This is a genomic window from Actinosynnema sp. NPDC020468 (assembly GCF_040642015.1).
GTDB lineage: Bacteria > Actinomycetota > Actinomycetes > Mycobacteriales > Pseudonocardiaceae > Actinosynnema.
Map to the genome: position 1 here is coordinate 109,159 of NZ_JBFAEO010000005.1, position 25,748 is coordinate 134,906.

Genomic DNA, 25,748 nt, shown 5'->3' on the forward strand with positions numbered 1-25,748 from the left:
CCCGTTTTGGAGATGACGGGACACGTGCCCTATGCTTACGATGCTTCCACCGGACAGCGTGGAGGGCCTGGAGATGAAGGTGGCCCACTAGGGCTGACCGGTCGGAACTCAGGTCCCCATCGTCTAGCGGCCTAGGACCCCGCCCTTTCAAGGCGGTAGCGCGGGTTCGAATCCCGTTGGGGGCACGCGGTACAATAGAAAAAGCAAGGCCCAGTGGCGCAGTTGGTTAGCGCGTCGCCCTGTCACGGCGAAGGTCGCGGGTTCGAGTCCCGTCTGGGTCGCAAGGCAGTTCGGCTCTTGGCCGGGTTGCTACCTGGCCAGGTAGCTCAGTTGGTACGAGCGACCGCCTGAAAAGCGGTAGGTCGGCGGTTCGACCCCGCCCCTGGCCACCAGCCTCGTGGAGAAGCCCCATCCGGATTTCCGGGTGGGGCTTCTCCCTTTTTCGGGTGTTATTCCGGTGATTTTCGCGGTTCGGCCGGCGGTGTGAAGACGATCACCGCGAAAGCCTGGTCGTCGTGTGTTTTCCGGCGCGGCCAGCGGAGGTGTTCCGGATCGCCTTCCTCGGCTGCCCTGATCGCGTCGAGCACGGCTTCCGGGCCCTTTTCCGCGGTGATCTCCAACACTTCCGGCCAGTCGAACAGGTGGTAGTCGTCCACGCCGCACGAGACGCCGTCGGTGGCGATCAGCACGGCCCGCACCTCGGCGCGGGGCCAGCTGCGGCGCACCGCCCGGTGGGCGGCCTCCGGTTCGGCCCGGGCGACCCAGAAGCCGCCGTCGCGGTTGCGCCACTCCTCGATCCGGCCGGGGTTGCGGTGGGCGCGGACGAGGCGGTCGTCGCTCACGACCTCGTGGCCGCGGTCGGTGAAGACGACGATCGGGCTGTCCGCCAGCACGAGGGCGTCCACGGTGTCGTCGGTCCAACGCAGTGCCGCGACCGTGCTGGACGGCGAGTCGGCGGGGATGAGGTCGAAGCGGTCCCGCAGGCGGGTGATCGCGGCCGCCAGTGCGTCGGCCAGGTCGCCGTCGAGGGCGGTCGTTGTGGTCAGCTCGGCGGCCAGGTGCCTCGAGTGCCACCCGCCGTCGCGTTCGCGGGGGGTGGGCGAGGTGGCGCCGTCCAGCAGCACCACGGCGTTGCTCAGCAGGACGATCCGGTCTTCGGTGGGTCTGGGCCTGCCGTCGTGTCCGACTCCGGCCCGTTCCGCGCAGTTGATCTCCGGCACGTGTGCCGAGCCTAGTTGTCAACCGGGGTTGACAGAACGGCTGTTGTCAACCAAAGTTGACGGCATGACTGAGGCAACAGCACTCGCCTCCGCCGCGGGCGACCAGGACCCGAGGGTGGGGCTCCGCGCGGTCGGCGCGTTGCGCCGGTTGCTCGAAACGCTCGAGGCCGTCCAGGTGCGCAACGCCCGCGCCCGGGGCTGGTCGTGGCAGGAGATCGCCGCCGAACTCGGCGTCAGCAGGCAGGCCGTCCACAAGAAGCACGGGGGCAACCGATGATCGGGGAGAGGTTCACCCGCGAGGCCAGGGAAGCCGTCCACCAGGCCGTTCGCGAGGCACAGCGGCTGCGCGCGCCGGCCGTCGGGCCGGAGCACCTGCTGCTCGCGGTGTTCGGGGAGTTGGACGCGCTCGGGTTCGAGGTCGACCGGGCCGAGGTGGAGGCGGCGTTCGCGACCGCCCGGCGCAAGGGCGGGTTGACCGAGGCCGACACCGAGGCGTTGCGCGGACTGGGCATCGACGTCGACCTCGTCGTGGCGTCGGTCGAGGGCGCGCACGGTGAGGGCGCGCTGGCCGTCGCGCCACCGCGGCGCAAGCGGCTGTTCGGGCTGCCGTTCGAGCCCGCGTCCCGGAAGGTGCTGGAACGGGCGCTGGTGGAGGTGCGCGACCTCCGGCACGGCTACCTCGGCGCCGAGCACCTCGTGCTCGCCCTGGCGGCGGGCGGCGGGGTGGTGGGCGAGGTGCTCGGCGCCCGGGGGGTGGACTACGTCGAGGTCAGGACGCGGGTCGCGAACCGACCCAGGTGACCGGCGGCAGGAACGCCTGGGTCAGCGGGCCGATGGCGAGCGCGTAGACCACGGTGCCGACGCCGAGCGTGCCGCCGAGCAGGAAGCCGATCACGAGCACGCTCAGCTCGACCACCGTCTTGACCAGGCGCAGCGAGGTGCCGGTCCGCGCGCAGAACCCGGTCGTGAGGCCGTCGCGCGGGCCGGGACCGAGCCGGGCGCCGATGTAGGTCGCGGCGGCCAGGCCGTTCAGCACGATGCCGCCGATCAGCAGGGCGATCCTGGGCAGCAGCGCGTCCGGCGCCGGGACCAGGGCCAACGTGGTGTCGACGGCGATGCCGATCACGAACACGTTGGCCACCGTGCCGACGCCCGGTCTCTGCCGCAGCGGGATCCAGCACAGCAGCACCAGCGCGCCCACGATCACGGTGATCGTGCCGAAGCTCAGGCCGGATCGCTTGGTCAGGCCGTCGTGCAGCACGTCCCACGGGTTCAGGCCGAGCGCGGCCCGGATCTGGAGCGCCATGCTCGCGCCGTAGAGCCACAGGCCCGCGACGAGTTGGGGCAGTCGGCGGACGGGTTTGACGGTGACGGGGACCTGGGTCAAGGCAGCGAGCATGTGGCCATACTGTGCGCTGATTGGCTATGTTTTCCAGGGCCAAAGACGAATAATTGGCTACATGAGCATGGACATCCCACCGGGTGGACGCATATCGGGGTTCCGGTTGGCCCGCTTGCTCGGCGAGTGGCGACGTCGGGGCGCGCGGCAGGGTTCGTCGGACCTGGCGGCCGCGATCAGGCTGCTGGTGCTCGACGGGCGGCTGCCGGCCGGGACCAGGCTGCCAGCCGAGCGCGAGATGGCGGACGCGCTGCCCGTGTCCCGGACCATGATCACCGCGGCGCTCGACCAGCTGCGGACCGAGGGGCTGGTGTCGTCGCGGCGCGGCGCCGGGTCGTGGATCAGCCTGCCGTCGGGGTCGCTCGGCACGATCCCCGACACCCCGCTGGTCGGGACGTCGATGCTGGACCTGGCCCGCGCCGCGCCGCCGGCCCTGCCCGGGCTGCTCGACGCGTACGACGCCGTCCGGTCGCGGTTGCCCGCCGAGCTGGCCGAGCACGGGTACTACGAGCACGGGCTGCCCGCGTTGCGGGCCGAGGTCGCGCGGCGGTTCGAGCAGCGCGGGCTGCCCACGTCGCCGGACCAGATCGTGATCACCTCCGGAGCCCAGCACGCTCTGGCGTTGACGTTGCGGCTGTTCACCGGACCGGGTGACCGCGTGTTGGTGGAGCAGCCGAGCTACCCGAACGCGCTGGACGCGATCAAGGCGGTCTCGGCGATCCCGGTGCCCGTCGGGATGACCTCCACCGGGTGGGATCTGCCCGGCGTGGCCGCAGCGTTGCGGCAGGCCGCGCCCCGGATGGCGTACCTGGTGGTGGACTTCCACAACCCGACCGGGCACCGGCTGTCGGCCCAGGGGCGCGAGGAGCTGGCGGACATCGCCCGGCGGGCCCGGACCCCGCTCGTCGTGGACGAGACCGTGGTGGAACTGGACCTGGACGGCGACCCGCTCGACGGGCCGCCGCCGATGGCGTCGTTCGCCGAGGACCTCGTGGTGACCACCGGGTCGGCGTCCAAGTCGCACTGGGGCGGGTTGCGGATCGGGTGGATCCGGGCGTCGACCGAGGTCGTGCACCGACTGGTGTCCTCGCGGACGGCGTTGGACCTCGGGTCGGCGGTGATCGACCAGATGGTGCTGGCGGAGCTGATGTCCTCGCCGTCGTACACGTTGCAGCCCCGGCGGGACCTGCTGGCCGTGCAGCGGGACGTGCTGTTGGCGGGGTTGCGGGAGCACTGCCCGGGGTGGCGGTTCTCGCGGCCGGCCGGCGGGTTGAGCGTGTGGTGCGAGTTGGACGCGCCGGTGAGCACTCGGATCGCGGTGATGGCGCAGAACCACGGGATCCGGTTGGCGCCGGGGTCGCGGTTCGGGGCGCACGGGGGGTTCGAGCGGAGTTTGCGGCTGCCGTACGTGCTGCCGGTGGAGGTGCTGCGGGAGGCCGCGCGTCGGCTCGGGGTTGTCGCGGCCTCGGTCGCCGGTGCGGGTGCCGCTGCCGAACCGATGTCCGTTCCGGTCGCCTGAGCCTGGGCCTAGCCGGGGTTTTGGCTGGTCCCGGGGGTGCTGGGAGCCGGGTGGTCCCGCCGGCGTCGCGGTCGCGGGATGTGGCCTGCCGGTGGCCTGCGGTGGGGACGCTCCAGGGATTGGCGTCCCGCACCGCAGGCTCCCGTTCGGTCCCGGGCGCGTCACAGGGGCAGCGTGAGCGTCGGGACCATGCCCGTTCCTGCCGGGGCGCGGTCGGCAGGACGGGAGTCCTGGGTGTGCTGCGAGGGGGGTCTTGCGGGAAGTGCGCTACGTCGGCGGGGCTGATCAGGGCACACGGGTGCCGTGAAGGTCAGTCCGGTGACGTGCTGGGCAGCCCGGGGGTGCTGCCTGGAGTGGGCCAGTCGTCTCTGCGCTCCGCCGTCCACGTGGGCTTCGGCTGGAGGTGGGACTGGGCCGCGGTCAGCGCGACCGCTCCGCCCCGGTGGCCGTTCGAGCCGTCGTGCGCCGCGGAGGAGGCGGCGGTCGGCGCGCTCGGCGTCGGCGTCTGCTGGGGGGCGGGCGCCGGGGTGTGGTGTGCGGGCTTCTCCCAGGTCACGTCCGACGGCGCCGGGGTTTCGGCGGTGGCGGGGGTGTCGGCCTGGGTGGTGGGGTCGACGGTGCGCACCGGGAGCGGTGACGTCGGCGCCGGGGGGAGCGGCGCGGCGATCACGCGGGGTGGTGCGGGCGTCGGTGCGGCCGCCGGTGGTGCGGGGGCGGGCGCGGGTGGGGCGGTTGCGGCTTTTTCGGCGGCTTTGGCCGCGGCCTTCGCTTCGAGGAGCGGCGTGGGCACGGAGTTCGTCACGGTGCCGCTCTGCTCGAACGTGGTGCCTGTGCCTGTGCCGGAGTCGAGGTCGGTGCCGGCGAAGGTGATCACCTGGGCCTGGCTCGGTGTGGACTCCGGCGACGGGTGGGTGGTGGGGCGGCGGACCGGCTGCCGCACCGGGCGGAGTTGGGGCGCTGCCTGGGGTGGTGCGGCGGTGATCGCCGTCGTGGAGAAGGCCGTGGTGGAGAAGACGGCGGTGGAGGCGGTCGAGAAGGTGGCCGTGGAGGAGGCTGCCGTGGAGGAGGCTGCCGTGGGGCGGTTCGCCACCAGGCCGGCCAGGAGTTCGGCGCCTGCCTCGTGGTGGTCGGCCACGATCTGCTGCACGGCTTCCAGGGTGGTCGGCTCGTCGGTCGGGGTGGACTCGTCGGGGGACGCGGTCGCCGCGCCGCCGCACACGAGCCACGCCGCGGTCGCCAGACCGCCCACCGCCACGGCTCGGAGGAGCAGTGACGCGCCGCGGCGCACGGACTTCGGGAATGCCACGGGATCGTCACCACCGTTCCGGGTGTTGGCGAACGGGACGGACCGTTCGAGGTCGACGTTGGGGTATGTGTAGCACTGGTCGGGGCATTTTCGTGGGTTCTCGGGAGAAGCCCACTCGGAAGGGCGGTCGGGTGCGGCTGTCCGGGTTGCCTCGGGCCTTGGTGAACACGGCCCGTCGTGTGGACCGCGACTTTCGGTGGCCAACATATGTCCGTTGTGGACGTCCGAGGAGAACCCGTTCGGGTGAGGGGTGTTGTCAGCCGAACGGTGCAGTGCGTGTCGGCGCTTGCGAATGCGGGTTTCCGGAGGTGTCGCTGTGATGTGCAAGCGCCGCTTGCAACTTGCGGATGGTATCTCTCCACTGTGGATTTTGTCATTCACGAGTGGTGATTCTTTGGCGCCGCGAGGTTGTGGAAGGTCGCGATTGCGCGCGGTTTCAGGTGCGGCGGGATCGGGTCGGCCTCGTTGATCAGGGTGGCCAGTTCGGTCAGCAGGGGGTGGTGCGTCGGGAGGGTGGTGGGGCTCATGCGGGTTCCGCGGTGAGGCGGCGGCGGAGCGTGTCCAGGCAGCGTTGGCGGGTCGGGCCGAGGCTGTTCGCGGGGATGCCGACCGCTTCGGCCAGGTGGCGGAAGGGGAGGTCCGGGGCGAAGGCCATCAGGCGGAGGATTTGTTGGCAGCGGGTGGAGAGGGTGGTGAAGGCCTGCCACAGGCGGGATCGGGTGTCCCGGGTGACGGCTTCGTCTTCCGGGGTGGGGAGGTCGAGCGGGGTTTCCGGGAGGGTGGGTGTGGGGTGTTCCCGGGCTTGGCGGCGGAGGGTTCGGAGGGATTCGTGGCGGGCTGTGGTGATCAGCCAGGCCGGTAGGCGGTGGGGGTGGGTGAGGCGGGTCAGGTTTTCCGAGAGGCGTAGCCAGGTTGTTTGGAAGACGTCCGCCGCGTCTTCCTGGGGGAGGCGGTGGGAGCGGGGGACGGACCAGACGAGGCGTTCGTAGCGGGTTACCAGGTGGTGCCAGGCTTCTGCGTTTCCCTGGGCGGCTTGGGTTACCAGGGTTTCCGTGGAGGGGGTTTCCGGGGTTTCCATGTCTGGTGGGAGGCGGGTGGGTGGGGTGTGGATTCCGGTGGGGCACGATCGTGTGTTCTTGGGAACCTGGAGGGTGGGGGTGGGGGTCCTAGGTTGTTTTGGGGTGTGTTGTTTGGGTGTTGCTCGTGTGAGGGTGTGTTTGTTTGGGTGTGGCCTGTGTCTGTTTGGGTGTGGGTGCTGTTCAGGGATTGAAGAGCGTCCTCGCCGGACGGGCAGCGCCTCCGGGGGTTAGGGCGAGGCCACCGGTCTGGTCGGGCGCGACCTTGGCTTGTTATTCGGCTCGTAGGCCTGTTGCGGCTGTTGCCCTGTTCAGGGACGGGAGGGTCAGGGCTGTTACCGCCAGGGTCAGCAGGGCTGCGGCTGTGGTCATGATTGCTATTCCCGCCCAGTCCAGGGTTGGGGGTTCGGCGGTGATTCTCACCAGTAGTGAGGCTGTTTCTCCTCCTACCGCCACGCCGGTTGCCAGGGCGAGGAGTAGGGGGAGGGCGTTTTGCAGGAGCAGGGAGGTGGCCAGGGTGGATTTCGGGACGCCTGTCGCGGCCAGGACTGCCAGGGGGCGGCGGCGTTCTCGGACTTGTTCCAGGGCCAGGACCAGGAGGCTCGCCGAGGCCAGTACGAGGGTCAGCAGGGAGCCTGCCAGTAGGGCCTTGCGGATGCTGGCGAATTGTTTTGCCTGGTTGGTGGGGGGTAGGTCGCCCTCGTAGGAGGTGTGGGTGCGCCAGGTGAGAGGGGCCGTGGCGTTGCGGACCTGTTCGGCCGTGTCCTGGTTGGACGGGTCCACGGTGACGACCACGGTGATGGAGGTCGGGGCGATTTCCAGGGTGCCCAGGGCTTGGGGGGTGAGCAGCAGGCCGCTCGAGTAGTTGTGTTCGGCGTGCCGGACGATGGTGTTCCGGGGGATTGTCCAGGTTGTGCCCTCCAGGGACTGGGGGGTTGTGGTCACCGTGACCTCGGTGCCCGCGGCCGGGAATGGCGAGCCGCCTTGTTCCGGGATTTGGAAGGCGTCTCCGTCCTGGCAGGACGGGAGTTCGCCGAGGGTGCGGAGGGCGTCGCACGTTCCCGTGTAGAGGGAGTGGAACTGGTTTTTCGCCACCACGATCGAGGTTGAGCGCAGGGTGAGCAGGTTGTCCTTGCCGACCGTGCGGTCGAGGATGCCCAGCAGGGTGGCGGCGGTGTCCGGGGTGCCGTTGTTCAGGTGCACCGCCAGGTGGGAGCGGTCGCCCGCGGTGCCGGGGGACTGCGCGACCCTGGACTGGGCACTGAGCATGATCGACTGGAGGGCGATGGCGCCGGCCAGGACCACCGCGACGCCTGCCACCACGCGGGCCGCGGTGCCGCTTTCCAGTTGGAGGCGGCGGATGGCCAGTTGCCAGGACGGCGGGCCGACGTTCAGGCGGGACACCGCGCGTTCCACCAGCCACGGGAGCAGCAGGGGGATGCTGAGCAGGGTCAGGGTCAGGCCGGCCACCACGATGACTTGCGCGGTGGTGCCGAAGGAGCCGTAGAGGGCGCCGTCCTGGGTGACGAGGGCCGTGACGCCGAGGATCAGCGGGATGACGCGCCACCACAGGACGCGGCGGGTGGGCTTGGTCTGGCGGACGACGCCCAGGGGCTCGATCACGGTGCGGCGCATGGCGATCAGGGACGTGGCGACGGCCAGCACCGGCACCAGCACGACCAGGAGGACGGTCGGCGCGACGGCCGGGGTCAGGTCGCCGACGAAGACCGACAGGCCGAGGAGTTCGACGTGCTCCACGAACCGGCGGGCGACGAGGAACAGGGCGGTGCCGGTGGCCAGGCCCGCCAGGGCGCCCAGGAGGGATTCGCCGGCGGCGATGCGGCGGACCCGGTGGGCGCCTGCTCCGACCAGGCGCAGCGCGGAGAGCCTGCGGTCGCGTTGGGCGGCGGCCAGGCGGGTGCTGACGCCGACGAAGACCAGGACCGGGAACAGCAGGGCCACCATGCCGACCATGATCAGCAGGGTCAGCACCGGGTCCTGGGCGATCTCGTCGGGTTGGCCGCCGTAGCCGGTCACCGACGTGGCGGAGGAGGGGTCGAGGGACGAGTCGCCGGCTACGAACCTGAGGTCGTTCGGCGCCATGAGGCCCGGCTCGGTGATCTTGCCGACGACCTGCTGCGGGAAGCGGTCGCGGAGCAGGGCGCCCTCCGGGGAGGCGAGCAGGGCGGCCAGGGCGGGCGACAGGAAGATCTCGCCGTCGCCCGGTAGCCGGGTCAGGCCCGGTGGCACGGGCGAGGTCGGGCTGGTGGCCTCGACGAACGAGCCGCTGATGGGCGTGCCGCGGTACTCGGTGACCCAGGGCGTCTCCAGCAGGGCGCGCGGGGTGTTCTCCCCGGTGATCGGCTGGTTCTCGGCCTGGTGCCGGTCGCGGGCGGAGAGGATCGTCGGCACGGACGACGCGGTCAGCAGCAGGGCGACGCCGATGCCGATGCCCACCGCGGTGAGGGCGAGGCGGGCCCACGAGGTGCGGCCGCCGCCCAGGGCCAGGCGGACGCCCAGGAGGAGGTCGGAGGTCCAGGACTTCACCGGGCGAACTCCGTTTCGCGGGACCGGCCGTCGCGGACGACCACCTCGCGGTCCGAGTACGCGGCCACCCTGGGCTCGTGGGTGACCAGCACGACGGCGGCGTTGGTGTCGCGGGCCGCGGTGACCAGGAGCTGCATGACGCGCTCGCCGTTCAGCGAGTCGAGCGCGCCGGTCGGCTCGTCGGCGAACACCACGCGCGGGCCGGTGACCAGGGCGCGGGCCACGGCGACGCGCTGGCCCTGACCGCCGGACGTCTCGCCGGGGCGCTTCGCGGCGACGTCGGCGACCTCCAGGCGCTCCAGCCACTCGCGGGCGCGGGCTTCCGCGGCGCGGCGCTTCACGCCGCCCAGGCGCAGCGGCAGCGCCACGTTCTCCAGGCAGCTCAGCTCGGGCACGAGCTGGCCGAACTGGAACACGAAGCCGAAGTCGGTGCGGCGCAGGTCGCTGCGCCGGGTGTCGGACATCGAGCTGAGCAGGGCGTCGCGGTAGCGGACGGTGCCCGTGTCGGGGGTCAGGATCCCGGCCAGGCAGTGCAGGAGGGTGGACTTGCCCGAGCCCGACGGACCCATCACGGCGACGACCTCGCCGGCGTGCAGGCTCAGGCCCGCGCCGTCCAGAGCGGGGGTCGGGCCGAACGACTTGTGCAGGTCGACGGCTTCCAGGATGGCGGTCACGGGGTCGGCTCCGGTCGGGTGGACGAGGTCGGGGAGGGCGTGGTGCCGACGCTGGCCCGGAGGGCGGACAGGCGGGCGGCGGTGAGTTCCAGCCAGCGCAGGTCGGCTTCCAGGTGGAACAGGGCGTGGTCGCAGATCAGCTGGTCCACCAGGTCGCCCGCGGCCTTGCGGCGGGTCAGGGCGCGCATGGAGCCCAGGTGGGCGGCGCGCTGGGTGTCGAGGACGTCGTCCGCGCTGCGGTCGGACAGCAGGGCCAGCACGACCTTCGTGTACAGCGTGTTCTGGAGGTACGGCTCGGGCTTCTCCGGCGTGGCCAGCCACTGCTCCACGTCCGTCACGCCGGCGTCGGTGATCGCGTAGCGCTTGCGCTCGGGCCCGTCGCCCGCCTCGACGCCGGCCTCCTGCACGAGGCCGTTGCGCAGCAGGCGGGACAGCGTCGTGTAGACCTGCCCGTAGTGCAGCGGCCGGTCCTGGCCGAAGCGCTCGTCGTAGGCCTTCTTGAGGTCGTAACCGTGTCTCGGGCCCTTTTCCAGCAGGCCGAGGAGGGTGTGTCCGATCGACATGTGGGCGACTATACACACGAGGTATACACATGGTTCATAGCCTGATCGGCGGTCATCCGGGCGGGTCAACGGGGTAACCCTTGAAAACCACTTGACGGTTACTTGCCCACATGAGCGCGCCGTGACGCCTACAGTGGAGGTGTGACTGGTCTGGCGGCCGGCTGGGACCACGCGGATTTCGCGCACGGTCGAGCCGGCGATGCGGAACACGATGTGGAGCTGCTGCTCGCTTTCCTGAACACCCGGGACCTCGAACTCGGCACCGACGTGCTGGACGACGCCGGCACCTGGAGTCTTTGGGTCACCGAGCGTGACCTGGGGCTCGCGGGCGACCCGGACGAGGCGCGAGCGGTCCGGAACTCGTTGCGGTCGTCACTGGGCGAACGCCACGACGGGCCCGACCCGACACCCGCCGCGGGTGTCATCCGGGTCGACCTGAGTCACGGCGTGCCGACGTTGGCCAGCGCGGACGCGGTCGGCGCGGTGCTGGGCGCGGCGGCCAGGCTCGCCGTCCTCGGCTCGTGGGAGCGGTTCAAGATCTGCCAGGCGGACGGCTGCCGGTGGGCCTTCTACGACCGCTCGCGCAACCGTTCGCGCACCTGGTGCTCGATGCAGGTGTGCGGCAACCGGGAGAAGGCGCGCAACTGGCGGGAGCGGCGGGCACTGAGCGTCACCTAGTGCCGCGTGGTCGCCCGGTGCGTCGAGGTCGGTGCGCTCCGGAGGGCGTCGCTCGGCGCGTCCTGGCGGGTGTGCGTCGTGGCTAGACGACCAGTTGGCCCACCGCGTAGATCACCAGGCCGGCCAGTGCGCCGACCACGGTGCCGTTGATGCGGATGAACTGAAGGTCGCGGCCGACCTGGAGTTCGATCTTGCGCGAGGTCTCCTCGGCGTCCCACCGCTCGACCGTGTCGGTGATCAGCGTGGTGATCTCGTCGCGGTAGTTCGCCACGACGTACCCGGCCGCGCCCTCCAGCCAGCCGTCGACCTTGGCGCGCACGGCCTCGTCGCCCACCAGCTTCGCGCCGAACGACGTCAGCCCCTCGCGCACCCGGCGGCGCAGTTCGGACGACGGGTCCTCGGCCGCGTCCAGCAGCATGCCCTTCGCGGTGCCCCACGCGGACCCGATCAGGCGTTGCACGTCCGGGTGGCCGATGACCTGCTGCTTCACCTGCTCGGCGCGCTGCATGGTCGCCGGGTCGGTGCGCAGGTCGGCGGCGAACTCGATCAGGAACTGGTCGACCGCGAGCCGCATCGGGTGGTTGACGTCGGTCTTCACCGCCCACGCGAAGTTCAGCAGCTCGTTGTAGACCTTGTCGCCGAGCATCGAGTCCACGAACTTGGGCGACCACGACGGCGCGCGGTCCGACACCACGTGGCTGACCTTGTCGTAGTTGTCCCGCACCCAGTCGTAGGCGCGGTCGCACATCAGGTCCACGAGCTTGTGGTGCGCGCCGTCGCCGAGCACCTGGCCGAGCAGCTTGCCCAGCGGCGGACCCCACGGCTGGTCGGTCAGCCGGCGCACCACGGCCTGTTCCACGACCGCCTGCACGTCCTCGTCCCGCAGCACGGTGACCGCGCCCTTGATCACGTTGGCCAGCTCGGAGGTGACCCGCTCCGCGTTCTCCTCGCGGACCAGCCACTCGCCGAGCCGCTTGCCGACGCCGACCCGGCGCAGCTTGTCCTTCACCACCGCCTCGGACAGGAAGTTCTGCCCGACGAACGACCCCAGCGCGTCGCCGAACGCGTTCTTGCGGCTGGGGATGATCGCGGTGTGCGGGATCGGCAGGCCCAGCGGCCTGCGGAACAGCGCGGTGACCGCGAACCAGTCGGCGAGCGCGCCGACCATCCCGGCCTCCGCCGCGGCGCGCAGGTACCCGATCCAGGCGGGTCCGCCGGCCTCGAACGCGAGCGCCGCGAAGAAGATCGCGGTCGCGGCGAGCAGGAAACCGGCCGCGACGAGTTTCATCCGGCGCAGGCCCTGGCGCTTGAGCTGGTCGGCCGAGGTCAGTTGCTCCACGCCGCCATTGTCCGTGAAGATTCGGTGTTGTGCGGTCACCGGAGCTGGTCACCAGGATGCGTCCCTTCACCTCGACGATCTTCGCGGAGATGACCGCGTTGGCGAACCGCCACGGAGCGGTGAACCTCGGGCAGGGTTTCCCGGACACCGACGGGCCCGTCGGGATGCTGGAGGCGGCCAAGGCCGCGATCGACGGCGGGGTCAACCAGTACCCGCCCGGGCCGGGGATCCCGGAGCTGCGGCAGGCGATCGCCGCGCACCGCTCCCGGTACGGCGTCGAGTACGACCCGGACACCGAGGTGCTGGTCACCGTGGGCGCGACCGAGGCGATCGCGTCGGCGCTGCTGGGTCTGGTCGAGCCGGGCGACGAGGTCGTGCTGATCGAGCCGTACTACGACTCGTACGCGGCGTCGGTGGCGCTGGCGGGTGCGACCAGGCGGACCGTCGGGCTGGTCGAGGACCCGGTGACCGGGCGGCTGGGGCTGGACGTGGACGCGCTCGCGGCGGCGTTCGGGCCGCGCACGCGGGCGGTGCTGGTGAACACGCCGCACAACCCGACCGGCACCGTGTTCACGCCCGGGGAGCTGGCCGCCGTGGCCCGGCTGTGCGTCGAGCACGACGTCGTCGCGATCACCGACGAGGTGTACGAGCACCTGGTGTTCGACGACCTCGCGCACGTGCCGCTGGCCACGTTGCCGGGCATGCGCGAGCGGACCGTGACGATCTCCAGCGCCGGCAAGAGCTTCAACTGCACCGGCTGGAAGATCGGCTGGGTGTGCGCGACGCCGGAGCTGGTCGGCGCGGTGCGGGCGGCCAAGCAGTTCCTGACCTTCGTCGGCGGCGCGCCGTTCCAGCCGGCCGTGGCGCACGCGCTGCGCGAGGAGCTGCCGTGGGTCGAGCAGCTGCGGTTGTCGTTGCAGGACAAGCGTTCCCGGCTCGCGGACGGGCTGGCCGAGGCCGGCTTCGCGGTGCGGCCGAGCGAGGGCACGTACTTCATCACCGCCGACGTGCGCCCGCTCGGGTTCGCCGACGGCGCGGAGCTGTGCCGGGCGCTGCCCGAGCGGATCGGCGTGGCCGCGGTGCCGGTGCAGGTGTTCACCGATCACCCGGACGAGTGGCGGCACCTGGTGCGGTTCGCGTTCTGCAAGCGCGACGAGGTGCTAGACGAGGCGATCCGGCGGCTGCACAAGCTCAACGCCTGACGCCCGGCCGGTCAGCCGGTCCTGGACGAGCGCGTGCCGGAACTGGTGGCACGCGCCCGCCTGCCGCAGCACGCCCAGCTTGCGCGCGTCGTCCAGGAACACGGTCAGCTCCCACGGCAGCTTGCCGCGCGCCGCGAGCCACACGCGGGCCACGGTGAACCACCACCAGCGCAGGTGCAGCACCGACAGGGTGAACCCGAGCAGCAGCCCGCAGGCGAGCCCGAGCCCGACCATGCCCGTCTGGTACGGCCCGAAGACCAGGCCCGCCGCGCCGCCGAACACCACCGCGAGCACCAGCGACCCGGTCCACACGGCGACCCGGTCGCGGGCCATCGTCCACTGCGGGCTCGACGGGTGGGTCAGCTCGGCGCTGCTGCCCAGCGCGAACCGCAGCGCGCTGGCGACCGCCAGACCCAGGCCGACGACGAGACCGGCGGACAGGCCGTAGAGCGCGCCGAACACGAGTCCTACGGCCGTGCCGACCACCCCGCTGACCACCACGAGACTGCGCCACACGCCCAGTCGCGGCTTCGGCGCGCGGTCCCGCGAGGCGGACAGCGCGGCCACCGCCACCGCGACACCGGCGGCCAGACCGGTGACGGGCGCGAGCTTCGGCGTGCTCGCGTACGCCATCAGCCAGCCGACGCCGAACCCGCCGATCGAACCCAGGACCAGCGCGCCCAGCAGGGCCAACCACGTCGCGTGCACCGAGCGGCGCAGTTCCCACCAGGCCAGCTCGCGGGTGCCGCGGCGGTCCATCGCGGACGCCAGGAACGCGAGCCAGCGGCGGGCCCGGTCGCGCGGCCACACCTGGCTCGCGCCGACCTGGTGGGCGATGCCGCGGTCGCCGAAGGCCTGGTCGACCACGCTGTCCACCAGGTGGTCCTCGATCGAGCGGCGGTCCGGGAACCGGGTCCGGTCGAGCAGTTCGCTCGGCTCGCCGTAGGCGTAGACGGTGCCCGCGAGCCACACCGCGAGGGGCGTGGCCAGCGCGGTCGCCAGCCGGCCGTCGGGTTCGCCGCGCAGGTGCAGGAAGATCGGCTCCCAGCGCGCGGCGGTCACCGGGTCCGCGTGGGCGCGCAGGTACCCGGCGATCTCCTCGTGGTCGAGCGGGTGCAGTTCGACCACGTCCGCGCCCGGCACGGTCAGGCCCTCGAACTCGTGGGCGCGGCAGGTGAGCACCAGCGGGGTGTGCGCGGGGAACGCCCGGACGAGCTTGTCCAGCGCGTCGGCGCGGTGCCGGACCTGGTCGAGGCCGTCCAGCACGGGCAGCACGCGGCGTTGCTCGACCATCAGGTCGCCCGCGTAGCTGCCGTACAGCTCGCTGTTGCGCAGCGCCGGGTGGTCCTCGTAGAGCCTGCGGGTGAGCCAGGCGCGGACGTCCTCGTGCTCCGGGTCCCAGGAGGACAGCGACAGCAGGAGCGGCACCGGGCCGCCGTCGTAGCGGTCGAGCAGCCCGCGGGTGAGCAGCATCGCGGTGGTGCTCTTGCCCGAGCCCGGTTCGCCGAGCAGCACCAGGCGGTGGGCGTGCTGGCGTTCGAACGCGCCGACGACGGCGTCGCTGCGTCCCGGCGGCGCGGAGCCGTCCGGCGAACTCCAGTGCAGGTCGAGGAGGTCGTCCAGGCCGCGGGCGCGGGTTTCCTCGGCCCACTGCGCGCGCAGGGCGGTGGTGAGGTCGCGCGCGGCGGCGTCCAGGTGCGCGTCGGTGGCCAGGACGGCCGCGCGGCGGCGGTGCAACCACGGGTCGAGCGCGGCCAGGAACAGCAGGAAACCGAGGGCCAGCCCGACCAGCCACAGGTCGGGGTCGATGCCGTAGTCGGTCACGAACAGCCCGGCCGCGGTGAGCACGGCCGTGAGCACACACCCGACGAGGACGAACCGCTGACGAGATCTCGACACCCCGGCATCATGGCCCACCGGTGACCCGCCGTGGTGACACGGCTACCGCTGTGTCGTGCGTACCCTCGACCACGTGATCTGCCCCAAGTGCGCCGACCTGATGAAGACGATCACGCGTGGCGCGGTCCACATCGAGCAGTGCGACAACTGCAAGGGCGTGTTCCTGGACGGCGGCGAGCTGGAGCAGATCGTCGCGGCCGAGCGCGACCACTACGCCCAGCCGGCGCCGTACGGCGGTCGACCCGCGCCCTACGACGCCCAACCCGCGCCGTACCCGGGTCAGCCCGCGCCCTACAGCGCACCGCCCGCCTCGCCCGGTGGGGCACCGCCGCCGTACCAGCCGCCGCCGGGCACCGGCGTGCCACCGCCGGTCTACCCCGGTGGTCACCCGGGGTACGGGTACCCGCCGCGACGGCGGAGCTTCCTGGAGGACCTGTTCGACTGACCGGGGGTCAGGCGGGCCAGGTCCGCCCGGTCGCGGTGTGCGTGAAGTGGGCGGCGGACGACGTCGCGGTGTAGGTGAAGTCCTGGCGGCGCGGGGTGCGCAGCGCGTGCCACCGCTTGTGCGCCTCCTCCAGGAGCGTCCACAGCGCGCGGGGACCGCCCTGGGCGACCGCGGCGCCCTCGTGCCGGACCCACGAGCCGTCGGGGTGCACCAGCCGGGCCGGCGAGAGCGCGGTGACCACGCCGGGGACGGTCAGGCCGGCGAAGAACTCGAAGGGGCTCGCCGGGTCCAGCACCGCCCGCGCGGGCAGCAACGTGGTGCGCCTGGTGGTCGGCACGTCGGCCAGGGCGCGGTGCAGGGCCTCGTCGGCCCAGGTCGGCGTGTGCGCGCGCAACGGCATGAACCGGCCGTCCTCCTGGAGGACCGGCCCGGTGGCGGTGCCTTCGTGGACCCGGAGCTTGAGCAGACCCGCGCCCAGCGGCCGGTTCAGCGTGGTGACGATCACCCCGCCGTCGACCACCTGGGCCAACCAGGCCGCGGGCACCCGGGAGACCGCGCAGGTGCCCAGCACGTGGGTGTACGGGGCGGCCGGCGGGTGACCGCGCTCGCCGTCGGCCAGCGCGCACGTGGGCGCGAAGCCGGCGGCCTCGAGGTGGGTCCGCGCGGCGGCCAGCACGTCCGGGTCGACGTCGACCGACGTGACGTTCCCGGCGCCCAGGAAATGGCTCAGCAGAGCCGCGTTGTAGCCCGTGCCGGTGCCGATCTCCAGCACCCGCGAGCCGGGCTCGAGGTCGAGCGCCTCCAGCATGATCGCCATGATCGTCGGCATCGACGACGAGCTCGTCGGCACGCCGCGCACCGCTCCGGGTGCTTGCAGCCAGGCGGCGGTCGAGCCGTTCAGCTGGGTCACGCAGACGTCGTTGCGGTAGACCAGCGACAGGTGGTCCCGATCGCCTGCGCGCACCGCCGACCAGCTGCCGTCGCGGTTCTGGGTGAAGCAGCCCGGGAGGAAGACGTGCCTCGGCACCTGCCGAAACGCGGCCTCCCAGCGGGGGTCGCGCAGCACGCCGGCGGCCACCAGCGAGTCGGCCAGCGCTGCGCGCAGCCGGGAGGCGACGTCCACCCGACTCACCGTAGTCCTGCGGGAGGCGCTGTGGGCGAGCCCACGCGCCGGTTGCTAGCAGAGCGCTTGCAGGAGCTAGCACCTCCGCGTACGGTCGATCGTGGACCGGGGAGGTGCCGACCAGTGGACAAGTCCATCGACCAGGCGGTCGCCGACCTCGGCCGGGGCATCGGCGAGTACATCCGCGAGCAGCGCAACACCGCGAAGATCTCCCTGCGGCAGCTCGCGAAGCTCGCCGGGGTGTCCAACCCGTACCTCAGCCAGATCGAGCGGGGCCTGCGCCGACCGAGCGCGGAGATCCTCCAGCAGATCGCCAAGGGGCTGCGGATCTCGGCCGAGGCGCTCTACGTCGAGGCCGGGTTCCTCCAGCAGCGCGAAGGCGGCGCGCTGGCCGACGCCATCGTCGCCGCGCCCGATCTCACCGAGCGGCAGAAGCAGGTGCTGCTCGACGTCTACGAGTCCTTCCGGCGGGAGAACGCCGCCGGCCAACCGAAGCCCGAGGAGTGATCTCCATGCCGAACCTGCCCACCACCGAGGAGCTGCGCAAGGCGGGCGAGCAGGCCGTGGCCGCCGCCCGTACACCGCTGCTGGCCGCCCTGGGCGCCGGCGACCTCGCCGCGAAGGCGGTCGTCGAGGCGCTCGGCAAGGCGCGCGAGCGCGCCGAGTCGGCCAAGCAGGCCGCCGAGACGACCCGGTTCGACCCGGCCGAGCTGCGCCGGGTGGTCGACGCTTACACGCAGTCGGCGCTGAACCTCTACCAGTTCCTGGCCGAGCACGGCCAGGAGGCGCTGGACAAGCTGAAGGCCCAGCCGCAGGTGCAGAAGGCGCTCTCGCAGGTCGAGGAGGCGGTCGAGAACGTGCAGAAGCGCACCGAGGCCGCCGCCGCCGACGCCCGCGAGATCACCGACGACGTGCTCGGCAAGGTGACCCGCCGGACCCGCACCGTCGGCGAGAAGGTCGCCGACGACGTGGACGAGGCCACCGAGAAGCTGGCCGAGACGCTGGTGGACGCCGGCGGCGAGGTCGCGCACGAGGTCCGCACCACGGCGCGCCGGACCGCCGACCGCACCGCGCCGCGCAAGCCGTCGACCACCACCCGGGCGACCGCGGGCCGCAAGACCGGCCCGACCCCTCCGACCGCGGAGTGACGCCCGGCGGGACGTCCCACGCCGGGACGTCCCGCCGCGCCGGGCGGGCGACTCGCCGAACCGACGCCCGTCCGTCCGCCCCACCGGGGTTGCGCCGCGCACGTAGGCTGGGGAGGTGTTTCCCGGCTTCCCCCCATTCAGCCCGGTCTACCTCGACTACTGGGTTCTGTTCTTCCTGTACTACGCGGCGCTGATCCTGGGTGTGTTCGCCTTCGCCCACGCGGTGTCGCAGAGTGCGGATGCCTACCAGGCGGCCGAGCGCCTGACCAAACCCGCGTGGCTCGGGATCACCGGCGGCGGCACGTTCGCGCTGCTGCTGTTCAAGCTCTACGGGCCGGGCGGGATGTTCTGGTTGGCGGGCCTGGTCGCGGTCACCGTGTACCTGGTCGACGTGCGGCCGAAGCTGATCGAGATCCAGCGCGGACCCCGTTGGTGAGCCACCGGGGCCACGGCTCCGGTCTGCCCGTGACGCTGGTCGGCCACGGTCTCGGCGCCACGCCCGGCGAGGCGCGCGTCCCGGCCTCCGGCCTGCCCGGCACGAAGGTCGTCGTGACGCTGCCGTCGCACGGCGACGAGCCCGACGCGCCCGAGGGCTACTGGGACTACCGCCGGATCGGCCGCGACCTGCTGGCCGTCGCGCGCGAGGTCGGCGCGACCAGGGCGATCGGGGTGTCGTTGACCGCCGGCGCGCTCGTGGCGGCACTGGCCGAGGAACCCGACGCGTTCGAGCGGGTGGCGCTGCTGCTGCCCGCCGTGCTGGACGAACCGCGCCCGCTGCTGTCCCGCGAGGACGCGATCACCTCTGTCGAGGGTCCTCCCGACTACCTCGCCCAGCGGCGCTGGGCCTTCACGCGGTTGGACGCGGCGTTGGCGCAACTGCCCGGGCAGACCCCCGTCGCCGACCGCGCGGTGCTCGCCGCGGTGCGGGCGCCCGTGCTGGTGATCGGGGCGGCGAACGACCCGCTGCACCCCGAGGAGGTGGCCAAGGCCACCGCGGCCGCGTTCCCGAACGGCCGGTTGGAGCTGGTCGAGTCGTGGCCCGCGGCCCGGCGCGACGTGCGCGGGTGGTTGGCCGACTTCGTCTCGGGTAGCCCCGGGGCATGGCCGACGAACTGAAGAAGATCGCGTTCCTGGTCGCGTCGGAAGGCATCGAGCAGGTCGAGCTGACCGACCCGTGGGCGCACCTGGAGAAGGCCGGCGCGCAACCGAGGTTGCTCGCGCCGAAGCTCGGGCAGGTCCGGGGGTTCCACCACCTCGACCCGGCCGACGCGTTCGACGTCGACGTGCCGTTCGCGCACGCGGACCCGGCGGACTACGACGCCGTGGTGCTGCCCGGCGGTGTCGCGAACGCCGATTTCCTGCGCTTGGACAAGGACGCCGTGGCCTTCGTGAAGGCGCACGTGGCGGCGGGCAAGCCGATCGCCGCGATCTGCCACGGGCCGTGGCTGCTGGTCGAGGCGGACGTGGTGCGCGGCAAGCGGGTCACCTCGTTCCCGAGCCTGCGGACCGACCTGCGCAACGCGGGCGCGGACTGGGCCGACGAGGAGGTCCGGGTGTGCGACGCGCACGGCTGGACGCTCGTGACCAGCCGGAACCCCGACGACCTCGCCGCGTTCGACGAGGCGGCGACCACCGCGTTCGGGCTCTGACACCACCCGCCGGTGGGGATGTGCACCTCCCCACCGGTAATGGTCCTACAGCCGCACGAGCGCGTAGTGCGCGATGGCGTCGCGCACGTACTCGGCGAGACCGTCGAGCCGCTCCTCGAACTGCGCCTTGAACTCGGGCGAGTCCACGTAGAACCGCCCGAGACCGGTGTAGGACTCGCGGTCCGGCGTCCAGCTGCGCCGGATCCACGCGTGGTGGCGGTCGGTGACCTCGACGGTCTCCGGCGCGTCCACCGGCACGCCCGCGCCCGCCAGCCCCGCGTACGCGCTCAGGATCGCGGCCCACTCGGCCTTGAACCCCGCGGCGTCGGCCTTCGTCCAGCCGCCCATCCGGCGCTTGGTCTCGTCCACGTACGGCTGCACGCCCTCGCCGAACCGCTCCACGAGTTCGGCCTCGTAGCGCGCCTGCGTCTCGGCGTCGAAACCGTCGAACAACTCCTCGGCGCCCATTTCGGCACCCCCTTCCAACTCCTCGATGGTGCGGGTCACGGTGCTCGCCAACGTGGCCAGCCGTTCCTGCTCGGCGTGCAGCCACCGCCGGTGGTTGCGCAGCACGTCGACCTCGCGGTGCCGGCCGTCGAGCACCTCGGCCACGGTGTCCAACCCGAGCCCGAGGTCGCGCAGCAGCAGGATCCGCTGGAGCCGCAGCAACTGCTCCCGCTCGTAGTAGCGGTAGCCGTTGTCGCCGACCCACGCGGGCGGCAGCAGACCGATCGAGTCGTAGTGCCGCAGCGTCCGCGACGTCACCTTCGACATCCGCGCGACCTGTGCGATCGACCAGGACATTCCCGTTCCCCTCCCTGACGCGGACCACGCTAGAGGTTGACGCCGCGTCAAGGTCAAGGCGAGCCGGCAGGATGGGCGGGGTGTGGACCATCGCAGGAACCCTGACGCCCGTTCCCGCCCTCGACCGGCTCGACCTGCTGGCCGACCCGGTGGCGGCGCTGCTCCGGACGTTCGCCGACGCCGACCGGTTGGCGGTGTCCGAGATCGACCCGACCCTGGCCGACACGGCCGAGTTCTGCGCGCACTACGGCTCGCCGCTGGAGGCGTCCGCGAACTGCGTCGTGGTGGCCGGCAAGCGCGGTGACGCGGTGCGGTACGCGGCGTGCGTGGTGCTGGCGACGACGCGTGCCGACGTCAACGGCGTGGTGCGGCGGCGGCTGGACGCGCGGCGTGCGTCGTTCGCGCCCATGGACGACGCGGTGTCGATCACCGGCATGGAGTACGGCGGCATCACGCCCGTGGGACTGCCGGCCGACTGGCCGATCCTGCTGTCCCCGGAGGTCGCCGCCGCACCGGAACTGGTGATCGGCAGCGGCATCCGGGGCAGCAAGTTGTTGGTACCGGGCGAGGTGCTGGCCAAGCTGCCCGGCGCCGAGGTTGTCGAAGGCGTGGCCCGCTAGCGCTTCAGGTGCGCCGTGAAACCGGCCCAACTACGGGCCGGGAACACGAGCATGCCCGCGCCCCGGTTCTTGCTGTCCCGCACCGCGACCGCACCGTCCGACGCGGCCTCGACGCACTGCGCCCCGCTCTGGCTGCGACTGCTGGTCTTCCACCGGGCGTGGGTCCACTGACCGGCATTCGTCATGTGCCGTGCCTCCCTACATGTCGCGCTTGAGAGCGTGGAGGAACGCGGCCGATTCGGAGGGCTTGAGGGCCACCTTTTCGGCCAGCTCAAACGCGATCTTATAGCGATCGACATGGTGCGGGCGATCGAGGTATTCGGCCGAGGTGAGCGTCTCGACGTAGACGATGTGGGCTTTGGCCTCGGCGATGTAGAGCATGCTGAACGAGTACCCGAGCGCGGCGTGCGACCCGACCGAGGTGGGGATGACCTGGATGGTCACGTTCGGCAGGTCGGCGAACACCAGCAACCGGTCGAGCTGTTCGGACATGACCGCCGGTGTGCCGATCTGCCGCCGAAGCGCTTCCTCGTCCAGCAGGACGTGGAGCAACCGGTTCGGGTCGGTGGTGAAGCGGTCGCCCCGGGCCACCCGTTCCACCGCCATCGACTCCATCTCGGGTGGCGAGACCACGAGGCTGGTGCTCAGCTGCGCGAGTGCGTACTGCCTGGTCTGGAGGTTGCCCGGGAGTGCGCACGGGTAGTGCTCCGCGATCTGGTCGGCCGCGTGCTCCAGCCAGACGAACCGCCGTGAGTGGTCCGGGACCCGGACCTTGGGCTGCTTGCGCCGGGCCTGGACGCCGAGGTTGCGCAGGTCCTCCGCCTCCGGGCCGGTGACCCGGTAGACCGCGAGCGCGGCCTCCAACTCCTCCTCGTCCATGCGGAGGGTGCCGCTCTCGATCTTGCTGAGTTTCCCCTCGTACATGCCTTTGCGCTTGCGCGTGCCCTCCTTGGGAAGGCGTGCGGTGATCGCGTCGGAGGCGTCGTCGACGGTCAGGCGGGAGGTTTCCCTCAGCTCCTTGAGCCGTGCGCCGAAGATCAGCTTCTGCACGATCGGCCCGGGTTCGTCGTGCTCCGCGTGGGCAAGTGCGCCCGGTCCCATGATCCTGGCCTCCGGTTAATCCGAATGGGTACGAATGATGAATGCAGAGCACCTCGGCTCTTGCATTCCTTGCACTGCATAGGCACTCTGTGTTGTGGCAGCACAACAAGCGGTGCGAGGCCACAACGTAGCAGTCGCGCCGAACCGAGGAGAGGAGACCCGCTCATGTCCGCAGCAGTCACCGCGAGCGCCTACGTGTCGCTCAAGGACGCCGTCGACATCCGGATGCGCGTGATGCCCGACAACCGGGTGGAGGTGGCGTTCGACCGCGACGTCGACCTGGCGCTGACGCCGGGCGCGTTCGTCAAGCTGGTCGACGCGGTGAAGGGCGTGCAGGCGGAACTGGTCGCGGCGTTGGCCGCGGAGGAGTCGTCGGTGGCGCGGGAGGTGGGTGCGCTGTCGCTGGACTGAGCGGTCGGCTCAGGCGGGGAACTCCGCGGCGTACTCGCGGAGCAGGGCGACGGCTTCGGCCGCGTCGTCGGTGACCAGGATCCAGCGCTCGGCCTCGCGGCCGCGGGCCAGCTGCCGCACGAGGGGCGCGGCGGGGACCTCCGAGGTCCAGAAGTCCTTGCCCAGGAACACCATCGGCGCGGCCGGGCCGACCGAGCCGTAGTGGTTCTGGGTGTAGTCCTGGAAGACCTCCTGGACGGTGCCGGCGCTGCCCGGCGTGTACACGATGCCGCCCGTCGCCACGGTCAGCAGACCTTCCTCGCGCACCGAGTTCGCGAAGTACTTGGCGTGCAGCTCGCACGCCGGGTTCGGCGGCTCGTGGCCGTAGAACCAGGTGGGGATGCCGATCGTGCGCGGCGTCGCGGAGGTCGGGAGGTCGGTCGGGAAGGCGCCGATCCAGCGGCCGATGGACTCCGCGTCGTGGCCGAACTTGGGCGCCTGCGCCAATTCCTTGAGCACCGCGTCGTCCACGCCGATCCGCACGCCGAGCGGCACGGCCTCCATCGCGCCCGGGCCGCCGCCGGTCAGCACGGTGAAGCCGGCCTCGCCCAGCGCCGCGCCGAGCTCGACCGCGCGCCGGTAGCCCGCCGTGTCGCGGCCCAGCGCGTGACCGCCCATCACCGCGACCGGCGCGCCGGTCAGCACCTCGTCCAGCGCCTCGGTGATCGCGTGGTCGTGCAGGCGTTCGGCGAGCGCGTGCAACGGGTCCGGGTGGTGGCCCTGCTGCTTGCTGTGCCGGTAGATCCGGGCGTCCGGGGTGTCCGCGTAGGACGCCGGGTCGGCCGGGTCGAAGCCCGCGAACAGCTCGGCCGGGGTGTACAGGCGCGACCGGTAGACCTCGTAGGGCAGGTCGGGGATGGTCGGGAACAGCAGCGCGCCTGCCGCCTCGGCCCGGCGGCGGGTCGCGGCCGCCAACGCGCAGCCGAGGAACAGCGCGCCGTCCAGCGGCACGCGCAGGTCCACGTCGGTCAGGTCCAGGCCGATCAGCACGGCTCCACGCAGGTCGTCGGCGGCGACGGCGGTCGCGACGTCCTTGATCTCGGTGCGCACGGCCGCAGCGTACGTCCGCCGACCCGATCGGGTGACCGGGTCGGCGGAATCGGTGCACGCGGTTGCTAGAAGAACAGGGACTTCGGGCCGTTCGGGAAGCCGAGCGCGGTCACGTCGGCCACGTCGGCGGTGACCACCTTCGACGTGCCCTTGCAGCCGGGCTCGGACCACAGCTTCACCGCGCCGTCCACCGCGACCGAGAGGAAGTCGCCGCGCACGTCCTGGCAGCCCGGCCCGGCGATGCCGGTGGCGAAGTTGTTGCCGGTGACGTCATCGAAGTTCTTGCCGGAGAACAGGGTCGCGGATGTCGCGGGCTTCGCGGCGGGGTCGCTCGTGGGCGGGGTCGGCTTGGTCGCGCCGGCCTTCTTCCCGTCCGGCGTGACGCCGAACCACGTCCCGCCGACGCCCTGGCCCAGCGTGTCGCCGGGCTTGGCGTCCTTGCCGAAGCGGTACACCGGCCACCCCGCGATCGTGAGCTGGCGGCTGCCGTCGGAGCGGGTCACGACGCCGACGTCGGCCTTGCGGACGCCGGTGATGAACACCTTGCCGCCCTTGGCGATCGTGACCGGCGGCCAGGTCTTCGCGCAGTCGCCGTCGCACGAGGACTTCGACGGGTTCGCGGTGTCCTTGTCGAACCGGTAGAGCGTGCGGCCCGCGCCGTCGACCACGACCGGGTCCAGGTCGCCTGCCTTCGCCGCGCGCAGCTGCACCCACCGGTCCCTGACCTCCTGGGCGGCGTTCGGGGGCGCGAGGTCGCCGGAACTCTCGTCGGCTTTGTTGGAGCGGGCCGAACCGGTCAGGAACGCCGGGCCGGCCTGGTCCGCCGGCGCGTTCTCGCTGGTCTGCTGGGCGGCGGGGATCGGCGCCCCGGCGGTCGAGCACGCGGTCAGGGCGAGGGCCGCCGAGGCCAGGAGGGCAGCAAGGGGCACGACATGCTTGTGCGGCACGGGTTTCTCCGAGGGGTTCGCGTCGATGGTGACGACAGGTGCACGTGCGCCGTCGCCGATCGGTTCAGAACTCGTCGGAGTTTCCTGCTTCGCCCAGGTCAGAAGATGACGGTCTGGTTGCCGTGCACCAGGACCCGGTCTTCCAGGTGCCAGCGCAACCCGCGCGCCAGCACGACCTTCTCGATGTCGCGGCCCTTGCGGACCATGTCCGAGATCGAGTCGCCGTGGTCGACCCGGATCACGTCCTGCTCCACGATCGGACCCTGGTCGAGGTCCGCCGTGACGTAGTGGCACGTCGCGCCGACCAGCTTCACGCCGCGGCTGTGCGCCTGGTGGTACGGGCGCGCGCCGATGAACGAGGGCAGGAAGCTGTGGTGGATGTTCAACGCCCGACCGGCCCAGTCCGCGCACAGCTCGGGCGGCAGGATCTGCATGAACCGGGCCAGCACCACGGCGTGCGGCAGGTGGCCGTCCACGATCTGGCGCAGCTGGGCCCAGGACGCGACCTTGCCCTCCGGGTCGTTCGGCGGGAACGGCACGTGGTGGAACGGGATGCCGTGCGCGCGGGTGATGTTCGCGAGGTCGGGGTGGTTGCCGACGACCGCGCTCACCTCGACGTCCAACTCCTGCGCGGCGACCCGGCCCAGCAGGTCGTACAGGCAGTGGCCCTCCTTGGACACCAGGATCACCACGCGCCGCCGTTCACCCGTGTCGGTGACGCGCCAGTTCGCGTTGGCGCCCAGTTCGCGGGCCACCGCGCCGAAGCGCTCGCGCAACTCCTCGACGTCGAACGGGAGCGAGTCGGCGCGCACCTCCTGGCGGGTGAAGAACCAGTTGGTCACCGGGTCGGTGTGGTAGGCCGCCTCCACGATCCAGCCGCCGTGCTCGGCCAGGAACGAGGAGATCCTGGCGACGATGCCGGTGCGGTCCGGGCAGCCGAAGGTGATGACGTAGCGACGCTCAGGCGAGGGCACGGCGGACAGTATCCC

General features: G+C 71.9%; 30 protein-coding genes and 3 tRNA genes. 16 read left to right on the forward strand and 17 right to left on the reverse strand.

Annotation, left to right across the window (positions count from 1 at the left end):
* Positions 1-112 precede the first annotated feature (112 nt).
* From AB0G50_RS06375 to AB0G50_RS06385, 3 genes are all read left to right on the forward strand, one after another.
* A tRNA-Glu gene (locus tag AB0G50_RS06375) sits at positions 113-185 on the forward strand.
* Between the two features lie 22 nt (positions 186-207).
* Positions 208-281: transfer RNA gene (locus AB0G50_RS06380), tRNA-Asp, on the forward strand.
* A 34-nt stretch (positions 282-315) separates the two neighbouring features.
* Positions 316-392 (forward strand) — tRNA-Phe (locus AB0G50_RS06385).
* Positions 393-449: 57 nt separating this feature from the next.
* Here AB0G50_RS06385 and AB0G50_RS06390 read toward each other — a convergent pair.
* Entirely contained in the window at positions 450-1,220 is a 771-nt protein-coding gene (locus AB0G50_RS06390) for a protein phosphatase 2C domain-containing protein (protein ID WP_360102929.1), read from the reverse strand.
* Positions 1,221-1,284: 64 nt separating this feature from the next.
* On the opposite strand from AB0G50_RS06390, the gene AB0G50_RS06395 reads away from it, so the two are divergent.
* On the forward strand, positions 1,285-1,497 hold the full coding sequence (locus AB0G50_RS06395) for a helix-turn-helix domain-containing protein (protein ID WP_360102931.1): 213 nt from the start codon (positions 1,285-1,287) through the stop codon (positions 1,495-1,497).
* Complete coding sequence (locus AB0G50_RS06400) at positions 1,494-2,021, forward strand: Clp protease N-terminal domain-containing protein (RefSeq protein WP_360102933.1); 528 nt, start codon at positions 1,494-1,496, stop codon at positions 2,019-2,021. Before AB0G50_RS06395 ends, AB0G50_RS06400 begins: the two co-directional genes overlap by 4 nt.
* Here the strand turns inward: AB0G50_RS06400 and AB0G50_RS06405 are convergent.
* Positions 1,990-2,619: a hypothetical protein gene (locus tag AB0G50_RS06405; protein WP_360102935.1), complete on the reverse strand. Its 630-nt coding sequence runs from the start codon at positions 2,617-2,619 to the stop codon at positions 1,990-1,992. The genes AB0G50_RS06400 and AB0G50_RS06405 overlap by 32 nt on opposite strands.
* A gap of 61 nt (positions 2,620-2,680) precedes the next feature.
* On the opposite strand from AB0G50_RS06405, the gene AB0G50_RS06410 reads away from it, so the two are divergent.
* On the forward strand, positions 2,681-4,138 hold the full coding sequence (locus AB0G50_RS06410) for a PLP-dependent aminotransferase family protein (protein WP_360102937.1): 1,458 nt from the start codon (positions 2,681-2,683) through the stop codon (positions 4,136-4,138).
* A 310-nt stretch (positions 4,139-4,448) separates the two neighbouring features.
* On the opposite strand, the gene AB0G50_RS06415 is transcribed toward AB0G50_RS06410, so the two are convergent.
* From AB0G50_RS06415 to AB0G50_RS06440, 6 genes are all read right to left on the reverse strand, one after another.
* Positions 4,449-5,444, reverse strand: a complete 996-nt coding sequence (locus AB0G50_RS06415) for a hypothetical protein (RefSeq protein WP_360102939.1) — start codon at positions 5,442-5,444, stop codon at positions 4,449-4,451.
* A 377-nt stretch (positions 5,445-5,821) separates the two neighbouring features.
* Positions 5,822-5,971 carry a hypothetical protein gene (locus AB0G50_RS06420; protein WP_360102941.1) on the reverse strand — a complete coding sequence of 50 codons (150 nt, stop codon included), beginning with the start codon at positions 5,969-5,971 and terminating at the stop codon, positions 5,822-5,824.
* Entirely contained in the window at positions 5,968-6,522 is a 555-nt protein-coding gene (locus AB0G50_RS06425) for a sigma-70 family RNA polymerase sigma factor (protein ID WP_360102943.1), read from the reverse strand. Before AB0G50_RS06425 ends, AB0G50_RS06420 begins: the two co-directional genes overlap by 4 nt.
* 271 nt (positions 6,523-6,793) lie before the next feature.
* Entirely contained in the window at positions 6,794-9,067 is a 2,274-nt protein-coding gene (locus AB0G50_RS06430; RefSeq protein ID WP_360102945.1) for an FtsX-like permease family protein, read from the reverse strand.
* Positions 9,064-9,741 carry an ABC transporter ATP-binding protein gene (locus tag AB0G50_RS06435; RefSeq protein ID WP_360102947.1) on the reverse strand — a complete coding sequence of 226 codons (678 nt, stop codon included), beginning with the start codon at positions 9,739-9,741 and terminating at the stop codon, positions 9,064-9,066. The genes AB0G50_RS06430 and AB0G50_RS06435 overlap by 4 nt, the downstream gene beginning before the upstream one ends.
* A complete protein-coding gene (locus AB0G50_RS06440; RefSeq protein ID WP_360102949.1) occupies positions 9,738-10,304 on the reverse strand; it encodes a PadR family transcriptional regulator in 567 nt (188 codons plus the stop codon). Before AB0G50_RS06440 ends, AB0G50_RS06435 begins: the two co-directional genes overlap by 4 nt.
* Positions 10,305-10,445: 141 nt before the next feature.
* On the opposite strand from AB0G50_RS06440, the gene AB0G50_RS06445 reads away from it, so the two are divergent.
* The gene (locus tag AB0G50_RS06445; protein WP_360102950.1) at positions 10,446-10,982 is read left to right on the forward strand and encodes a CGNR zinc finger domain-containing protein; all 537 of its coding nucleotides are present in this window, start codon (positions 10,446-10,448) and stop codon (positions 10,980-10,982) included.
* Between the two features lie 82 nt (positions 10,983-11,064).
* Here the strand turns inward: AB0G50_RS06445 and AB0G50_RS06450 are convergent, their stop codons facing one another.
* Positions 11,065-12,270 (reverse strand): DUF445 domain-containing protein, encoded by a 1,206-nt coding sequence (locus AB0G50_RS06450; RefSeq protein ID WP_360103132.1) that lies wholly within the window; start codon positions 12,268-12,270, stop codon positions 11,065-11,067.
* An 80-nt stretch (positions 12,271-12,350) separates the two neighbouring features.
* On the opposite strand from AB0G50_RS06450, the gene AB0G50_RS06455 reads away from it, so the two are divergent.
* On the forward strand, positions 12,351-13,523 hold the full coding sequence (locus AB0G50_RS06455) for a pyridoxal phosphate-dependent aminotransferase (RefSeq protein WP_360102952.1): 1,173 nt from the start codon (positions 12,351-12,353) through the stop codon (positions 13,521-13,523).
* On the opposite strand, the gene AB0G50_RS06460 is transcribed toward AB0G50_RS06455, so the two are convergent.
* Entirely contained in the window at positions 13,482-15,422 is a 1,941-nt protein-coding gene (locus tag AB0G50_RS06460) for an NACHT domain-containing protein (RefSeq protein WP_360102954.1), read from the reverse strand. The two genes, AB0G50_RS06455 and AB0G50_RS06460, sit on opposite strands and share 42 nt — an antisense overlap.
* Positions 15,423-15,495: 73 nt before the next feature.
* Here AB0G50_RS06460 and AB0G50_RS06465 point away from each other — a divergent pair, with 73 nt between their 5' ends.
* Complete coding sequence (locus tag AB0G50_RS06465) at positions 15,496-15,867, forward strand: zf-TFIIB domain-containing protein (protein WP_360102956.1); 372 nt, start codon at positions 15,496-15,498, stop codon at positions 15,865-15,867.
* 7 nt (positions 15,868-15,874) lie between these two features.
* On the opposite strand, the gene AB0G50_RS06470 is transcribed toward AB0G50_RS06465, so the two are convergent.
* Positions 15,875-16,990 carry a methyltransferase domain-containing protein gene (locus AB0G50_RS06470; protein ID WP_360102958.1) on the reverse strand — a complete coding sequence of 372 codons (1,116 nt, stop codon included), beginning with the start codon at positions 16,988-16,990 and terminating at the stop codon, positions 15,875-15,877.
* A 123-nt stretch (positions 16,991-17,113) separates the two neighbouring features.
* On the opposite strand from AB0G50_RS06470, the gene AB0G50_RS06475 reads away from it, so the two are divergent.
* The 5 genes from AB0G50_RS06475 to AB0G50_RS06495 all read left to right on the forward strand — a co-directional run bounded on the left by AB0G50_RS06475 (position 17,114) and on the right by AB0G50_RS06495 (position 19,787).
* The gene (locus AB0G50_RS06475) at positions 17,114-17,497 is read left to right on the forward strand and encodes a helix-turn-helix transcriptional regulator (RefSeq protein WP_360102960.1); all 384 of its coding nucleotides are present in this window, start codon (positions 17,114-17,116) and stop codon (positions 17,495-17,497) included.
* A gap of 5 nt (positions 17,498-17,502) precedes the next feature.
* Positions 17,503-18,138 carry a hypothetical protein gene (locus AB0G50_RS06480; protein WP_360102962.1) on the forward strand — a complete coding sequence of 212 codons (636 nt, stop codon included), beginning with the start codon at positions 17,503-17,505 and terminating at the stop codon, positions 18,136-18,138.
* A 115-nt stretch (positions 18,139-18,253) separates the two neighbouring features.
* Positions 18,254-18,574: a DUF2516 family protein gene (locus AB0G50_RS06485; RefSeq protein WP_360102964.1), complete on the forward strand. Its 321-nt coding sequence runs from the start codon at positions 18,254-18,256 to the stop codon at positions 18,572-18,574.
* The gene (locus AB0G50_RS06490; protein ID WP_360102966.1) at positions 18,571-19,254 is read left to right on the forward strand and encodes an alpha/beta hydrolase; all 684 of its coding nucleotides are present in this window, start codon (positions 18,571-18,573) and stop codon (positions 19,252-19,254) included. Before AB0G50_RS06485 ends, AB0G50_RS06490 begins: the two co-directional genes overlap by 4 nt.
* Positions 19,239-19,787: a type 1 glutamine amidotransferase domain-containing protein gene (locus AB0G50_RS06495; protein WP_360102967.1), complete on the forward strand. Its 549-nt coding sequence runs from the start codon at positions 19,239-19,241 to the stop codon at positions 19,785-19,787. Before AB0G50_RS06490 ends, AB0G50_RS06495 begins: the two co-directional genes overlap by 16 nt.
* Positions 19,788-19,832: 45 nt before the next feature.
* On the opposite strand, the gene AB0G50_RS06500 is transcribed toward AB0G50_RS06495, so the two are convergent.
* Positions 19,833-20,591 (reverse strand): TipAS antibiotic-recognition domain-containing protein, encoded by a 759-nt coding sequence (locus AB0G50_RS06500; RefSeq protein WP_360102969.1) that lies wholly within the window; start codon positions 20,589-20,591, stop codon positions 19,833-19,835.
* Positions 20,592-20,662: 71 nt separating this feature from the next.
* Here AB0G50_RS06500 and AB0G50_RS06505 point away from each other — a divergent pair, with 71 nt between their 5' ends.
* Entirely contained in the window at positions 20,663-21,211 is a 549-nt protein-coding gene (locus tag AB0G50_RS06505) for a YbaK/EbsC family protein (protein WP_360102971.1), read from the forward strand.
* On the opposite strand, the gene AB0G50_RS06510 is transcribed toward AB0G50_RS06505, so the two are convergent.
* Both AB0G50_RS06510 and AB0G50_RS06515 read right to left on the reverse strand, forming a co-directional pair.
* Entirely contained in the window at positions 21,208-21,396 is a 189-nt protein-coding gene (locus AB0G50_RS06510; RefSeq protein WP_360102973.1) for a DUF397 domain-containing protein, read from the reverse strand. The two genes, AB0G50_RS06505 and AB0G50_RS06510, sit on opposite strands and share 4 nt — an antisense overlap.
* 13 nt (positions 21,397-21,409) lie before the next feature.
* Positions 21,410-22,312, reverse strand: coding sequence for a helix-turn-helix transcriptional regulator (locus tag AB0G50_RS06515; protein ID WP_360102975.1), 903 nt, complete (start codon positions 22,310-22,312; stop codon positions 21,410-21,412).
* Positions 22,313-22,477: 165 nt separating this feature from the next.
* Between AB0G50_RS06515 and AB0G50_RS06520 the strand changes: the two genes are divergently transcribed.
* A complete protein-coding gene (locus AB0G50_RS06520; protein WP_360102977.1) occupies positions 22,478-22,723 on the forward strand; it encodes a hypothetical protein in 246 nt (81 codons plus the stop codon).
* Between the two features lie 9 nt (positions 22,724-22,732).
* Here AB0G50_RS06520 and AB0G50_RS06525 read toward each other — a convergent pair whose 3' ends face one another.
* From AB0G50_RS06525 to purU, 3 genes are all read right to left on the reverse strand, one after another.
* Complete coding sequence (locus AB0G50_RS06525; protein ID WP_360102979.1) at positions 22,733-23,812, reverse strand: hypothetical protein; 1,080 nt, start codon at positions 23,810-23,812, stop codon at positions 22,733-22,735.
* Positions 23,813-23,877: 65 nt separating this feature from the next.
* On the reverse strand, positions 23,878-24,759 hold the full coding sequence (locus AB0G50_RS06530; RefSeq protein WP_360102981.1) for a hypothetical protein: 882 nt from the start codon (positions 24,757-24,759) through the stop codon (positions 23,878-23,880).
* 98 nt (positions 24,760-24,857) lie between these two features.
* Complete coding sequence (gene purU, locus AB0G50_RS06535) at positions 24,858-25,733, reverse strand: formyltetrahydrofolate deformylase (RefSeq protein ID WP_360102982.1); 876 nt, start codon at positions 25,731-25,733, stop codon at positions 24,858-24,860.
* Positions 25,734-25,748 lie beyond the last annotated feature (15 nt).

Coding starts and splice junctions, on each gene's coding strand:
- AB0G50_RS06395 (WP_360102931.1), top strand. CDS start 1,285: ATGACTGAGGCAACAGCACTCGCCTCCGCCGCGGGCGACCAGGACCCG.
- AB0G50_RS06400 (WP_360102933.1), top strand. CDS start 1,494: ATGATCGGGGAGAGGTTCACCCGCGAGGCCAGGGAAGCCGTCCACCAG.
- AB0G50_RS06405 (WP_360102935.1), bottom strand. CDS start 2,619: ATGCTCGCTGCCTTGACCCAGGTCCCCGTCACCGTCAAACCCGTCCGC.
- AB0G50_RS06410 (WP_360102937.1), top strand. CDS start 2,681: ATGAGCATGGACATCCCACCGGGTGGACGCATATCGGGGTTCCGGTTG.
- AB0G50_RS06420 (WP_360102941.1), bottom strand. CDS start 5,971: ATGAGCCCCACCACCCTCCCGACGCACCACCCCCTGCTGACCGAACTG.
- AB0G50_RS06425 (WP_360102943.1), bottom strand. CDS start 6,522: ATGGAAACCCCGGAAACCCCCTCCACGGAAACCCTGGTAACCCAAGCC.
- AB0G50_RS06440 (WP_360102949.1), bottom strand. CDS start 10,304: ATGTCGATCGGACACACCCTCCTCGGCCTGCTGGAAAAGGGCCCGAGA.
- AB0G50_RS06450 (WP_360103132.1), bottom strand. CDS start 12,270: ATGAAACTCGTCGCGGCCGGTTTCCTGCTCGCCGCGACCGCGATCTTC.
- AB0G50_RS06480 (WP_360102962.1), top strand. CDS start 17,503: ATGCCGAACCTGCCCACCACCGAGGAGCTGCGCAAGGCGGGCGAGCAG.
- AB0G50_RS06495 (WP_360102967.1), top strand. CDS start 19,239: ATGGCCGACGAACTGAAGAAGATCGCGTTCCTGGTCGCGTCGGAAGGC.
- AB0G50_RS06500 (WP_360102969.1), bottom strand. CDS start 20,591: ATGTCCTGGTCGATCGCACAGGTCGCGCGGATGTCGAAGGTGACGTCG.
- AB0G50_RS06505 (WP_360102971.1), top strand. CDS start 20,663: ATGGGCGGGGTGTGGACCATCGCAGGAACCCTGACGCCCGTTCCCGCC.
- AB0G50_RS06510 (WP_360102973.1), bottom strand. CDS start 21,396: ATGACGAATGCCGGTCAGTGGACCCACGCCCGGTGGAAGACCAGCAGT.
- AB0G50_RS06515 (WP_360102975.1), bottom strand. CDS start 22,312: ATGGGACCGGGCGCACTTGCCCACGCGGAGCACGACGAACCCGGGCCG.
- AB0G50_RS06520 (WP_360102977.1), top strand. CDS start 22,478: ATGTCCGCAGCAGTCACCGCGAGCGCCTACGTGTCGCTCAAGGACGCC.